The following is a 13,329-nucleotide window of genomic DNA, read 5'->3' on the forward strand; positions in this document are numbered from 1 at the left end:
CAGAAATAATGCGCGAAGCACGGCAAGCGGGTTCCGCTCCTTCGCTTTCCAGTGTCTCAAATCCGAACCATCGCGCGCTGCGAAATCCCTGCCGCACCTTCCGCTGAAGTGTCGATCGTTGCCCAGCAAGGCTTTGAGGCCTGTTGGCATAGCCGTTGCAAATAGAGAGTCACAAGACGAAAAAACATGTTGCAGACGGAAAGCAGCAACAGAACTCCGGCAGCAACAAAAGTCTTCGTAAATCGCGTTCGGGGCGGTCCACGCGTTTTGCGGGGTGCGGCGGGGCCAGCGAAAACGGAAGTCGATAAACAACGACACGGCGATGGATACGGGGTTATTCAGCCTCTCGTGATCGTGACGAAGTAAAGCGCTGGCCTCGCCACTTTTTCCGTCCTCGTGACGGGCATGAACGCCGCTCCGGCGCACCTGTTTTCAGGCGGCTGCAGACGGCATAAACCGAAGTCAACTTTCACTCTACGGGGGTTAGCATGAAGAACACGATCAAGAAGTTTTTGCGCGAAGAAGACGGTGTGGCGGCGATCGAATACGGCCTGCTGGCCGGCTTGATCGCAGTGGCGATCATTGCGACGGTGACGACGATGGGCGCGAACCTGAGGGCCGTGTTCACGACCATTTCGAACAAGCTGGCCACCGCCGCGGCCTGACGCACCGCGCTGCATCAGGTGCAAAAGCCGATCGCCCGCCCTGGCTCGACGGTCCTTCGAGACAGGGTAGCGACGGCCCCGCCCTTAAAAGAAACGACTCCAGTAAAGAACGGCAATTTGATCCTCGAAACGGAGCAGGCAATGAACGGGGTTCCTTTTCCGGTTGGACCGTGCGTGATGACGCTGGTACTCATCGCCGCGCTGTGGGATATGCAAACGCGCCGGATTCCTAACTGGTTGGTGGCGGCGGGACTGCTTGTGGCGATACCGGTGCAATGGTTCACACACGGTGTCGTCGACGGAATGCAGTTGTGGTTGGGCGGCATGCTGACCGGTGGCGTGATTTTCCTGCCGGGCTACGCGATGCGGCTGCTGGGCGCAGGCGACGTGAAGCTGATGGCGGCGATCGGCGCTTTCTGCGGCGCTTACGGCGCACTCGAAATTGGTTTGGCGGCCTGTGTGATCGGTGCGATCGGGTCGCTCGCAATATGGTTCCGGCGTCGCCAGATGCGCGCCGGACTGCACGGGGCGGCAGCATTGCTGATCAGCTGCGCGACGCCGGGCAACGGCGCGCTGCGCAGGTCGGGCAGCGTGGCTGAAAGCAGTGCGACGGGGACCATGCCTTACGGCATTGCGATAGCAATAGGCAGCGCATGCGTGTTGTTCGCCAGCGTGTGACGCGTGCCGGGGCAGGGCAAAAATCAGGGGTTAAAAATGAAAAACGCGCGCGCTGTAACGATGCTGCTGATCGCGACGCTGGCGGGCCTCACCGCGGTGGTGTTCGCCTCGCGCTGGATGGTCTCGCAGTCGTCGAATGCGACGACCAAGGTCGTGGTGGCGGCAGCCGATATCAATCTTGGTCAACGGATCGGCCCGGACTACCTCAAGCTCACCGACTGGCCGTCCAATAGCGTGCCGCCCGGCTCGTACACCGACATCCAGAAACTCGACGGCCGCGTACTGAAGGAAAGCCTGCTGCGCGGCGAACCGATTCTCGATGCGAAGCTCACGCCGGTCGGCACGCTCGGCGGCCTCTCGGCGGTGATCGGCGAAGGCAAGCGCGCCATCACGGTGCGCGTGAACGACGTGATCGGCGTGGCGGGCTTCGCACTGCCGGGCAATTACGTCGACATCATCGTCAACACGCAAAAGGATGCCCGCGATCCAGGCACCCAGCGTGATCAGAACATCTCGAAGATCGTGCTCGAAAAGATTCTCGTGCTGGCCGTCGCCCAGGAAGTGGGCCGCGACGAAACCAAGCCGAAGGTGGTCGACGCGGTGACGCTCGAAGTGTCGCCGGAACAGGCGGAGAAGATCGACCTCGCACGCAGCATCGGCACGCTGTCGCTAGTGTTGCGTAACCAGATCGATCCAAAGGCGATCGACACCGCCGGCGCCACCAAGGCCAGCCTGCTGCAAACGCCGGTCGCCGTGGTGCCCGCACCCGAACCGAAGCCGGTCCATATCGTGCGCAAAGTGGCGGCGCGCGCGCCGGCCAACTGTGTGCGGGTACTCGACGGCGCCGACGTAAGACAAGAATGCTTTTGACAGGCTCGAGCCTGCAGGCCGTGACCGATGCGTGACCGACGTTCAGAGCGGCACGCACAAAAATGCGGCACATAACGGGGGTAGGACATGAACGCCAGAACCACTCAGCGCGCTAGCGCGCCGCGGCAGCCGCTCGGCCCGCGCGAAGCGAATTCGCGCCTGCCGCGGGGCCGCACCCGGATCGCCGAAGCCTGCACATGTGTACTGCTGGGCATGTATCTGACGATGCTGCCGGTGGCGCAAGCGGCCGGCCAGAACGCCGCAGCGGGTGTGCCCGGGTTGCCGGACGTGCCGCTCACGGTGGCGTCGAACGGTTCGGTGCATCTGACCATCGCCGCGAGCGGCATGGGCGCGGGTGCTTCGTCCGGCGGGGCGCAGCAGGGCGCCCGTGGTCCGAACTGCAGCGGCCCGGTCGCCGAACACAGCTCGGTGACGATCCCGGTCGGCAAATCCACGATGGTCGATGTGCGTGAACCGGTGAAGAGCCGCAGCGTCGGCAATCCGGCGATCGTGCAGGCCATGCTCGTGTCTCCGCAAACACTGTATCTGCTCGGCTCCGATGTGGGCACCACCAACATGATCGTGCAAGGCCGCAGCGGCTCCTGCACGATCATCGACGTGAGCGTCGGCGCGGATCCGGGCGGTCTGCAACAAACCCTCGCCGCGCTGATGCCCGAGGAAACCGGTATTCAGGTGAAGGCCGCCGCCGACACGCTGGTGCTGACCGGCACGGTCTCCGACGCGGTCAAGGCCGAACGCGTGCTCGAACTGGCGCGCGCCTTCGTGGCCCGTCCGACCACCGCCTTGCAAGCCGCCGCGCCGATGGGCAGCGGCCCGTTGCCGGTCGGCGCCGCACCGCGCGCGATGGGTATGCCGGCACCGACGCTCGGCGGCGCGGGCGGCGAACGCATCATCAACATGATGCACGTGGCCGCGCCACAGCAGGTCATGCTCGAAGTGAAGGTGGCCGAAGTCTCGAAGACGCTGATCGACCAGCTCGGCGTGGCGGCCAATATCAACGGCGGGATCGGCAGCTGGAGCTTCGGCTTGCTGGCCGATTATCTGTCGGGCGGGCTGAGCGCGTTGACCGCATCGAAAGCGAACAATGCGCCGCTCAGGGCCGCGATCGATGCGCAAAAAACCGATCAGCTTGTGAAGATTCTCGCCGAGCCGAACCTGATGGCAATCAGCGGCCAGGAAGCGAGCTTCCTCGCGGGCGGCAAGGTCTATATTCCGGTGCCGCAAAGCAACGGCGCGAACGGCACGACCATCGTGCTACAGGAAGAACAGTACGGTGTCGGCCTGACCTTCACGCCGACCGTGCTCGAAGGCGGCCGCATCAACCTGAAGGTGTCGCCGGAGGTGTCCGAGCTGTCGTCTACTGGCGTGGTCGTCAGCGCCGGCAACTCGAACAACCAGACCATCCTGCCGCTGATCACCACGCGGCGCGCCTCCACCACGCTGCAGGTGTTCGACGGTCAAAGTTTCGCGATCGGCGGCTTGCTGAAGAGCAACATCACCGGTTCCATCAAAGGCTTGCCAGGCGCCGCGGAATTGCCGGTGCTCGGCGCGCTGTTCCGCAGCACGAGCTACGAACAGGACAAGACCGAACTGGTGTTCGTCGTGACGCCGCGCCTCGCCAAACCGCTGCCGCAGCACTATCCGTTGCCAACCGACGGTTTCGGCGACGCCAGCGAAGCGAACGTGTACCTGACCGGCCACATGGAAGGCACGAAGCGCGCCGCGCCGGCCGCGGGAGCCTCTGCGCCAGTCGGGGCGCCGGCAACCGCGCCTGCACCCGCGCCGGTTCCCGCACCCGCTCCCAGCGCGGCTGCCGCTGTGGCCGTGATACCGGCCACGCCGGAAACCAGCGGCTCACACGCCTCGCAGTAATGCGCGGCCTACCGGAGATCGACATGACAAGCACCAAGACACTGATCCGCACGGCACTGTGCGCCGGCTTGAGCGCCACGCTCGCCGGCTGCCTGAGTTCGACGCCGCACTGGGACGCGACGTTCGGCGACTCGATCAACCAGATCAAGGAAATGCAAACGCTCAACCCGAACGCCTCGGCGAACACCGATCCGGTTGCGGGAATCGACGGCACGGCTGCGGCCGCGGCGCAGAAGAGCTACGCCAAATCCTTCACGGCGCCGCCCCCGCCCACCAATTCCTTGACGATCGGCGTCGGCTCATCGATTTCGTACTGAAGCGGCACAACCAGGCGGCTCGCCGTAGAGCCAGCGGAGACTTACCATGATCGACACCCTTCTGATTTCGTCCAGCGCCGAGCGCGCGCCGCACATCGCGGCGCGGCTTGAGGCAAGCGGCATCGCGTTTCGTCTGCGTACGCTGCACGGTACGGCAAAGCAGTTGCGCGTGCACGCCGCGGCGATCAGGAGCGCCGATCTGCTGATCGTCGACGACGCCGATCTGACGCCGCGCGATCTGAACGGTGTCGAAGAAGTGCTGTCGCTCCTGCCGAATTTGCATTGCATGCTGATCACGCCGGCGCCGTCGACCACACTGCTGATGGCGGCGATGCGTGTCGGCGTGCGGCATGTGCTCTCCTGGCCGCTGAACGACGCCGAGATCGCCGAGGCGCTCGCTCACGTCTCGGCAAAGAAGCACGCCGGTGTGCGCCGCGACGGCCGTGTGGTGTCGTTCACCTCCTGCAAGGGCGGCAGCGGCACGACACTGATCGCCGTGAATCTCGCCTACGCGCTGGCCGCCTTGCGCGACAAACGCGTGCTGCTGATCGACCTGAACCAGCAATTCGCCGACGCGAGCCTGCTGGTCGCCGACAAAGCGCCGCCCGCCACGCTCGCGGATCTGTGCTCGCAGATCGACCGGCTCGACGCCGCCTTCTTCGAATCTTGCGTGATGCATGTGCACGCGAATCTCGACGTGCTGGCCGGCGCGGGCGATCCGGTCAAGTCGGGCGAACTGCGCGCCGCGCATCTGGAACGGATTCTCACGCTGGTGCGCGAGCAATACGACGCGGTGCTGATCGACGTCGGCCAGAACATCAATCCGCTCGCGATCCACGCGCTCGATCACAGCGACTCGATCTGCATGGTGGTGCGGCAAAACATTCTGTACCTGCATGCGGGCCGCCGCATGCTCGACATTTTCAAGGAGCTCGCCTATCCGGCGAGCAAGGTGAAAGTGATCGTCAATCAGTACGACAAGAACGCGCGCATCAACCTGTCCACGCTCGAAGAAACGTTCGGCGCAAAGGTCGCGCATCACTTGCCGCGCGACGAAAAGCAGGCCACCGAGGCGCTGAACCACGGCGTGCCGCTCGTGACCGGCGCGAAGGGTGGCGCGCTCGCCCAGGGCATCTCGCAACTGGCGGCGTTGCTGTGGCCATTGCCGGTCGCCGAGCGCAAGAGCGTGCTCGGGCGTCTGTTCCAAAGCCGGCCGAATTCGCCACCGCAGCTCAAGCCCGGACACTGAGCCGCCTGAATTCGTTCAGGGTAGCTTGCCATCGAAAAGAATGCGGAGAGCACCATGTCATTGCGCGAACAGTTGATGATCCAGAGCGGCACGATGCCGTTCGACGGCGCCAGTCCCGCAGCGGCCGCGGTCGGCGCGGCCACGGAAAGCCTGGCCGCGCGGCGCGCCTATCAGCAACTCAAGATGAACATTCATCAGGCGATCATCGACCGGGTGGAGCTCGACAAGCTGCAACGCCTGTCGCCCGAGCAGATCAAGCGCGAGCTGGCGCAACTGGTGGAACGGATCGTCGACGAAGACAAGATTCCGATGAACGAACTCGAGCGCCGCCGTCTTGCTCAGGACGTGCACGACGAAATGGTCGGCCTCGGCCCGCTCGAACCGCTGCTCAACGACCCGACCATTTCCGACATTCTGGTCAACACGTCGCAGCACGTGTACGTGGAACGGCGCGGGCGCCTCGAACACACCGACGTGACCTTCTACGACGACGCGCATCTGATGAAGATCATCGAACGCATCGTCTCGCGCGTGGGCCGCCGGATCGACGAATCCACGCCGATGGTCGATGCGCGCCTGCCGGACGGCTCGCGCGTCAACGCGATCATTCCGCCGTCGGCGATCGACGGACCGCTGGTGTCGATTCGCCGTTTCGCGGTAAATCCGCTTACCGTGACCGACATGGTGAACAACCAGAGTTTCACGCCCGCGATGGCGCAACTGCTCGAAGCGCTGATCAAGTCGAAGCTGAACGTACTGATTTCGGGCGGAACCGGCAGCGGTAAAACCACGCTGCTCAATCTGCTTTCCGGCTTCATTCCCGAGGACGAACGGGTCGTGACAATTGAAGACGCGGCCGAATTGCAGATGCGCCAGCAACACGTGCTGCGCCTCGAAACGCGGCCGCCGAATATCGAAGGCAAGGGCGAAATCTCGCAACGCTCGCTGGTGCGCAACGCGCTGCGGATGCGCCCCGACCGCATCGTACTCGGCGAAGTGCGCGGCGCCGAAGCGCTCGACATGCTGCACGCCATGAACACCGGCCACGAAGGTTCGATGGCGACGCTGCACGCGAACACGCCGCGCGACGCGCTCACGCGGCTGGAGAACATGGTCGGCATGGCGGGTCTGACGATGCCGATCAAGGCGATCCGCCAGCAGATCGCGTCGGCCATCACGGTAGTGGTGCAGGCTTCGCGCCTCACCGACGGACGCCGCAAGCTGATGAGCATCTCCGAAGTCACCGGCATGGAAGGCGACATCATCAACATGCAGGAGATCTTCGCGTTCAAGCGCACCGGTGTCGACGAGAACGGCATGATCAAAGGCTATTTCTGCGCGAGCGGCGTGCGGCCGAAATTTTGCGAGCGGCTGGCGGGCTTCGGCATCGTGCTGCCGGACCAGATGTTCGATCCGGCACGGCGTTTCGAAGTATGAACGCATCGCGTTTGAGGAGGGGGACATGAACACGTCGTTTATCGGCTTTGCGGTGCTCGCGTTTCTCGCGGTCGTGCTGGCCATCGAGGCTGTTTATCTGCTCTGGAGCAGCCATCGCGGCAAGGACGTCAAGCGCATGGACGAGCGCATTCGCGCGCTCTCCGCCGGCGGCAACGTGAGCAGCCAACAGCTCTCGATCCTCAAGCAGCGCATGCTGAGCGAGTCCCCGTTCGTCACGCAGCTACTGCTGCGCATACCGCGCGTGCACACGCTCGACCGGCAGTTGCAACAGTCCGGGCTGAAATGGTCGGTGGCGCGCTTCGTTACCTACACGCTGCTGTGCGCGGTGCTGGGCGGCTTGGGCGGGTTTGTGCTGCAATTTCCCGCGCCGGTTATGGGCGTGTTCGCCGTGGTGGCGAGCCTGCTGCCTACGCTGATTCTTCGCCGCAAGCGCACCAAACGCGTGCTGCAACTCGAACGCCAGTTGCCCGATGCGGCTGATCTGATCGCCCGCGCGCTGCGCGCCGGCCACTCCTTTCCGGCCGCGCTCGGCATGGTCGGCGAAGAACTGCCCGAGCCGCTCGGCGGCGAATTCGCGCTGGTGTTCGACGAGATCAACTACGGCGTGTCGATGAACGACGCGCTCCTGAACATGGTGAGCCGCGTGCCAGTGGAAGATCTGCGCTACTTCGTGATCGCCGTGCTGATCCAGCGCGAGGCGGGCGGCAATCTGGCGGAGATTCTCGGCTCTATCGCCGGCATCATTCGTGAGCGGCTGAAGCTGCTCGGCAAGGTACGCGTGCTGTCGGCGGAAGGACGCCTGTCGGCCTGGGTGCTCGGCGTGTTGCCATTCGCGATTCTTGGGCTGCTGTCGGTCCTCAATCCCGGCTACATCAGCGTGTTCTGGACAGACCCGGCCGGCGTGCAGCTCGCCGGCGTGGCGATGACGATGATGGTGTTCGGCATCTTGTGGATGCGCAAAGTCGTGCGCATTCATATCTAGACCACCGCTTTCGACACGAGGAGCGCGGGCCTGGCCCGCAGACCATGAAAATAGAACAGATCGTGCTGCTGGGGGTGATGTTTCTGATCGTGTTCGGCGCGGCGCTGAAGGCCATGGCTCTGCTGCGCCCTGATCCGGTGCAGCGGCGCATCGAGGAATTCGGGCAGCCGGGCGTCGCCAGCGAGGTCGAGGCGGGCACGCAGAAAAACTGGATCGAGACGGTCACGAAGGTGTCCGAGCGGGTCGCCAAACTGTCCTTGCCAAAGGACGATTGGGACAAGTCGGCGCTACGACTGCGCTTTGCGAACGCGGGTATCCGCACACCGTCCGCGCCAGCACTCTATTTCGCTGCCAAGACGGTCCTCGCGCTCGCACTGCCGGCCCTTGCACTGATTCTGTTCGGCAACGCCTTCGAAGCCGGTCAGCGCATCTATCTGCTGCTGACGGTGCTGGCCGCGTCGGCGCTCGGCTTTTATCTGCCAAATCTGGTGATGACGCGCCGCGTCGAAAGCCGTCAGCGCAAGCTGTTCGAAGATATGCCCGACGCGCTCGATCTCATGACCGTTTGCGTGGAAGCGGGCCTCGGCCTCGACGCAGCGATGATGCGCGTCACCCAGGAAATCGGCGTGAAGAGCCACACGCTAAAAGACGAATTCGACATGGTGCTGCTGGAACTGCGTGCCGGCTCGGGCCGCGACAAGGCGTTGCGCAACCTGTCGCTGCGCACCGGCGTGGAAGACATCGACACGCTTGCCGCGATGCTGATTCAGGCTGACCGCTTCGGCACCAGCGTGGGCGACTCGCTCCGTGTTTATACCGACAACCTGCGCACGAAACGACGCTTGCGCGCGGAAGAGCAGGCTGCGAAGATCGCCTTGAAGCTGCTGTTCCCGCTGATGTTTTTTATTTTTCCGACGCTGCTGGCCGTGCTTGTCGGTCCGTCGGCAATCCAGGTCATGCGTCAGCTGTTTCCGGCCATTAACGGCATCGCGGGCGGTTGAACGTCAGGCATTCACCGGGGAATCACATGTTCGCTTCCAGCCTGTTTCCTGATCTGATGAATCATGCGGGCCTCTGGCTGCGCGCGTATGCGCTCGGCCTGGTAATGATGGCGGCGGGCGCGGCGCTGGAACGGCGCTGGCCCGCCGCGATGCTGCAATCGCGCGCAGGGCAGCGTTTCAACGTGGCCTACGCGGGGATATACCTGGCGATCGCCGAAGCGATGAGGCCGCTGACGGCGGCGGCGAGCATCGCGATTGTGAATGCGCTCGGCGGCGGCATGGTAGTTCTGAACTCGCACGGGTTCGGCGCGGTGGCCTCGTTCGTGATCGTGCTGTTGACCATCGACGTGCTTGAATACGCGTTTCACCGCCTGCAGCACGCATGGCCCGTGCTGTGGAAGCTGCATTCGCTGCACCATAGCGCGGTCGAGTTCAATGTCACGGTCACGTGGCGGCACCACTGGGTCGAATCGCTCATCAAGGGCTGTCTGCTGTATCCGCTCGTCGGCGTGCTGTTCAAGGTCGAACCATGGATTGTCGGTTTGACTTCGGTCGTGTTCATGTTCGGCAATTACTTCGCTCATCTGAACCTGCGCGTGGACCTGGGCCGATACATTACCTGGATCAACAATCCGCAATATCACCGCCTGCATCATTCGAACCGCACGGAGCATTTCGACCATAACTTCACGCAACTGCTGCCGCTGTGGGATCACCTGTTCGACACGCAGTGGGTGCCGGCCAGAGAAGAGTGGCCGGCCACCGGTCTCGACGACGGCGCGCAACCGCGTTCGCTGCTGGAAGCGTTCTGCTGGCCGCTGCGCCTGCGCGCCGAACGCGGCGCGGGGGTCGGTGGCGGCAAGCCGGTGCTGGTGCTGGACAAGGAAACGAAATGAAAGCCGCTCGCCGCAACACCGCCGTTCGCGCGGAAGCTCGTGCAGGAGCTCGCTTAGGCAGGCGCGACCTCACACGCAAGCAGCGCGGCGCCGCCACGATCGAGTTCGCGCTGGTCGCGCCGCTGCTGTTTCTGCTGCTGTGCATCGCCATGGATCTCGGCGTCGCACTGTGGGTCAATCTGACCATGCAATACGCGGTGCGGGAAGGCGCGCGTTATTCCGTAACGGGGCAGACCAACCTCGACCCGAACGCGACCAACCAGCAACGTTATCTGGCCGTCGTGCAGGAGATCAGGGACAGTTCAATGGGTCTCTATTCGCTCGTCTCGCCGAGTTACGTGATCACGATCAATGGCGCGACCCAGACCTACAACACGCAGACGAATTATAGCACCGGCATGTTCGGCAAGCCCGGCGACATCGTGGTGCTGCAGATCAACTGCATCTGGCCGCTTCTCACGCCGCTAGTCAAGCCGTTCTTCGCCAACGGCAATTTCAGTTTCAGCGTCGCGGCGACGATGCGCAACGAGGGCTTCTGACATGCGCACACGTTCCTTGCGAAGCCGCCGCGCGTCCAAAGGCATCGTCAGTGTTGAAATGGCATTGTTGCTGCCGATGCTGGTGGCACTCGCGCTGCCGGCGTACGACATTGCGCGCAACGTTCAAGCGCAGATGATTTTGATCAACGTGAGCCGCGAGGGCGCGAGCCTGTCCTCGCGAGCGTCGCTCACGTTTCCGATGCAGACCATTATGTCCTCGCTCACGTCGACCACGCCACCGCTGAACATGACCGCGAACGGCATGATCTACATCACCGAGATCATGGGCAATAACAACTGCGACAGCAGCGGTAACAATTGCACGGGCGTGGTGGTCGCGCAATATCGCTGGAACGGCGGCAACTACTACCCGGCAAGCCGGCTATGGAACTGCGGCAACGCCGGCACGCGCTGGGCGACGGACGGCACCGGCGGTTGCAGCGGCATTCCGGCGGCGGGGAAATTGTCGCCGGTGGTGAACCTGCTGCAAGGCAAGCTCTCCGACGGGCAGATCGCGTACGTGGTGGAGGCGTTCTATTTGCAGACGCCGCTCATCGGTTCGCTGGATTTGGGCGGCGGCTTCACCACACCCGCGCTCTCCCCGAATCTTTACGCAATGACGGTGTTCTGAGCCGGCGAAAAAAGCCGAGCCAAATAAAAAATGCAGTACCGGGGGTAGTAATGACAACAGCAGCAAAAAGAACGGTGGCATTGAGAAGACGGCAGAGGGGATCGGTCAGCATCATTGTGGCGGTGTCGCTGATCGCGTTGTTAGGCATCCTCGGTCTCGCGGTGGATTCCGGTCTCGGCTACATGATCAAGGCGCGCCTCGACGCCGCCACCGACGGCGCGGTGATCGCGGCCGGCGAGGCCGTCACGCGCGGCAGCAACCAGACGGAGCAGACCAATAACGCACAGCAGGCGGCAACGGCCTTTTTCGCGGCGAACTATCCGGCAGGTTTTCTCGGCTCCAGCGTGACCGCGGGTACGCCGTCGATCGTGTTCAACGCCGGCACCGTGACCATCGGCATGACGGCGCAAGCGAGCGTGCCGGTTACTTTCACGAAGGTACTTGGATTCAATGTGCTGAACGTGAGTTCGTCCTCGCAGGCGATTCGCAAGACGTTGGATATGGCGTTCGTGATCGATACCACGGGCTCGCTGAATTCTTCCGGCGTGCCGGCGGCGGTACGCTCGAATGCGGTGGCCTTCCTCAATAATTTCGATATCACCAACGACCGTGTGGCGCTGATGCACTTCGCCTATGGCAGCGTGGTCGATGTGCCGTTCAAAGGCAATGCGCGCGGTTTCGATCGCGCGACCATGACTGCCGACATCAAAAAATATTCGTTCAACGGCAGCACCAATTCGGCCGAAGCGATCTGGAACGCGCGCAATCAGTTGAATACGGTGATCACGCAGCCGTCCAGTTTGCGGGTGATCGTGTTCTTCTCGGACGGCGCGCCGAACAGTTTCTCTTCGTTCTTCACGACCAATCAGAGCGGCTGCAACAACAACGCCGGCACGATCGCGAGCCCTGACAGCGCGGGCACGATGTCCGGGCTGTACGACATGAATTCGCTCAACCAGACGCTCGGTTCGCCGTGCTACCAGAGCAACGCGACCAAGCTCGTGACGGCCATGCCGAAGTGGTACAACGCGCACGACAAGAACGAACAGGTCTTCCCGATCTGGCCCGTGAGCGCGCCGCGCGCCGTGCCGAACGGCGACATTACGTATGTGAACGTCAACCGCGCGTCGCGCAATCTGCTCGAAGCGATGGCCGCGGCGGCGCGCGCCGAAGGCACTTACGTGTTCACGCTCGGGTACGGACCCGAACTGGTGCAGCCCGCCGGCCCAGACAACGAACTCGGCCAGGATGTTCTCAAGTGCATGGCCAACACAGCCGATTCGCTATCGCGCTGCTACAACCCGAAACAGCCGGTCGGCGTGTACTGCTACGCCGCGACACCGGCCGATCTGAAGCCGTGCTTTTCGCAACTGGCTTCGCAAATCCTGCGTATTTCCAAGTGAGCGCGCCATGATACCGACGACACCTCTCCAAGACCTGCCACTCGCCGTGAGTACCGAAGGCGCCACCCTGACCAGTGCCATGTCCACGGAGCCGGGCAATGCCGGCGGCTTGCGCGAGGCGCTGGTGGAAGTCGCCGCGCGCGCGGGCGCGGCGACCATGCTGAGCCTGTTCGCGTATGCCGCGATCACGCAATGGCGCGCGGCGCCCTCGCGGATCACGCTGTTATTTCTGGTGGTTTCCGCATGTTTCACGGTCGGCTTGTCGCTCGTGACGCGGGTGCCGATGAAACGCGATTGGCGGCCGTTCGCTTTCACGTGCGCGATGGGCGGCACGTACTATTTCCTCGCCGTGCGTCTCGCGCCCGGCGTGCAACTCGTGCCTGAGGCTGTGGGTGCCACGCTGCAACTGCTGGGGATATGCTGGCAACTGTTCGCCAAGGTGTCGCTGCGCCGCTCGTTCGGCATCTTGCCCGCCAATCGCGGCGTCGTATCGCGCGGTGCCTATCGCTTCATTCGGCATCCGATGTACCTAGGTTACTTCATCACCGACATCGGCTTTCTGCTGGTGAACTTCGGTCTGCAAAACCTGCTGGTTTACGGGTGCCAGTTCGCGTTGCAAGTGGGGCGCATCGTGCGCGAGGAGCGGCTTCTCTCTGCGGACGAAGGCTATCGGACCTACAAAGGCCGCGTGCGTTATCGCGTGATTCCGGGCATTTTTTAGGGCCGCGGTCCTTGCGCCTGGCCCTC

14 protein-coding genes are annotated in these 13,329 nt (G+C 63.3%); all 14 read left to right on the forward strand.

The features are described 5' to 3' along the window. Window positions 1-488 precede the first annotated feature (488 nt). The 14 genes from B0G73_RS01870 to B0G73_RS01935 all read left to right on the forward strand — a co-directional run bounded on the left by B0G73_RS01870 (window position 489) and on the right by B0G73_RS01935 (window position 13,303). Window positions 489-665, forward strand: coding sequence for a Flp family type IVb pilin (locus B0G73_RS01870; protein ID WP_106277348.1), 177 nt, complete (start codon window positions 489-491; stop codon window positions 663-665). Window positions 666-806: 141 nt separating this feature from the next. Next, the gene (locus tag B0G73_RS01875; RefSeq protein ID WP_106277350.1) at window positions 807-1,343 is read left to right on the forward strand and encodes a prepilin peptidase; all 537 of its coding nucleotides are present in this window, start codon (window positions 807-809) and stop codon (window positions 1,341-1,343) included. Window positions 1,344-1,379: 36 nt separating this feature from the next. Further along, window positions 1,380-2,213 carry a Flp pilus assembly protein CpaB gene (gene cpaB / locus B0G73_RS01880; protein ID WP_106277352.1) on the forward strand — a complete coding sequence of 278 codons (834 nt, stop codon included), beginning with the start codon at window positions 1,380-1,382 and terminating at the stop codon, window positions 2,211-2,213. Window positions 2,214-2,300: 87 nt separating this feature from the next. Beyond that, complete coding sequence (locus B0G73_RS01885; RefSeq protein WP_106277354.1) at window positions 2,301-4,106, forward strand: type II and III secretion system protein family protein; 1,806 nt, start codon at window positions 2,301-2,303, stop codon at window positions 4,104-4,106. Window positions 4,107-4,129: 23 nt separating this feature from the next. Continuing rightward, window positions 4,130-4,423, forward strand: a complete 294-nt coding sequence (locus B0G73_RS01890) for a hypothetical protein (RefSeq protein ID WP_106277703.1) — start codon at window positions 4,130-4,132, stop codon at window positions 4,421-4,423. Between the two features lie 46 nt (window positions 4,424-4,469). Then, window positions 4,470-5,672, forward strand: a complete 1,203-nt coding sequence (locus B0G73_RS01895; protein ID WP_106277356.1) for an AAA family ATPase — start codon at window positions 4,470-4,472, stop codon at window positions 5,670-5,672. 54 nt (window positions 5,673-5,726) lie between these two features. After that, complete coding sequence (locus tag B0G73_RS01900) at window positions 5,727-7,109, forward strand: CpaF family protein (protein WP_106277358.1); 1,383 nt, start codon at window positions 5,727-5,729, stop codon at window positions 7,107-7,109. 25 nt (window positions 7,110-7,134) lie between these two features. Beyond that, the gene (locus B0G73_RS01905) at window positions 7,135-8,112 is read left to right on the forward strand and encodes a type II secretion system F family protein (RefSeq protein ID WP_106277359.1); all 978 of its coding nucleotides are present in this window, start codon (window positions 7,135-7,137) and stop codon (window positions 8,110-8,112) included. 44 nt (window positions 8,113-8,156) lie between these two features. After that, window positions 8,157-9,113, forward strand: coding sequence for a type II secretion system F family protein (locus tag B0G73_RS01910; RefSeq protein WP_106277361.1), 957 nt, complete (start codon window positions 8,157-8,159; stop codon window positions 9,111-9,113). A gap of 26 nt (window positions 9,114-9,139) precedes the next feature. Continuing rightward, a complete protein-coding gene (locus tag B0G73_RS01915) occupies window positions 9,140-10,009 on the forward strand; it encodes a sterol desaturase family protein (RefSeq protein ID WP_106277363.1) in 870 nt (289 codons plus the stop codon). Beyond that, window positions 10,006-10,548 (forward strand): TadE/TadG family type IV pilus assembly protein, encoded by a 543-nt coding sequence (locus tag B0G73_RS01920; RefSeq protein WP_106277365.1) that lies wholly within the window; start codon window positions 10,006-10,008, stop codon window positions 10,546-10,548. The genes B0G73_RS01915 and B0G73_RS01920 overlap by 4 nt, the downstream gene beginning before the upstream one ends. A 1-nt stretch (window position 10,549) precedes the next feature. Continuing rightward, window positions 10,550-11,179, forward strand: a complete 630-nt coding sequence (locus B0G73_RS01925) for a TadE/TadG family type IV pilus assembly protein (protein ID WP_106277367.1) — start codon at window positions 10,550-10,552, stop codon at window positions 11,177-11,179. Window positions 11,180-11,253: 74 nt separating this feature from the next. After that, window positions 11,254-12,582, forward strand: a complete 1,329-nt coding sequence (locus tag B0G73_RS01930; RefSeq protein WP_258193145.1) for a vWA domain-containing protein — start codon at window positions 11,254-11,256, stop codon at window positions 12,580-12,582. A gap of 7 nt (window positions 12,583-12,589) precedes the next feature. Next, window positions 12,590-13,303 (forward strand): isoprenylcysteine carboxylmethyltransferase family protein, encoded by a 714-nt coding sequence (locus B0G73_RS01935; protein ID WP_106277371.1) that lies wholly within the window; start codon window positions 12,590-12,592, stop codon window positions 13,301-13,303. Window positions 13,304-13,329: the final 26 nt, after the last annotated feature.

The organism is Paraburkholderia sp. BL25I1N1, from assembly GCF_003002025.1.
Classification (GTDB): domain Bacteria; phylum Pseudomonadota; class Gammaproteobacteria; order Burkholderiales; family Burkholderiaceae; genus Paraburkholderia.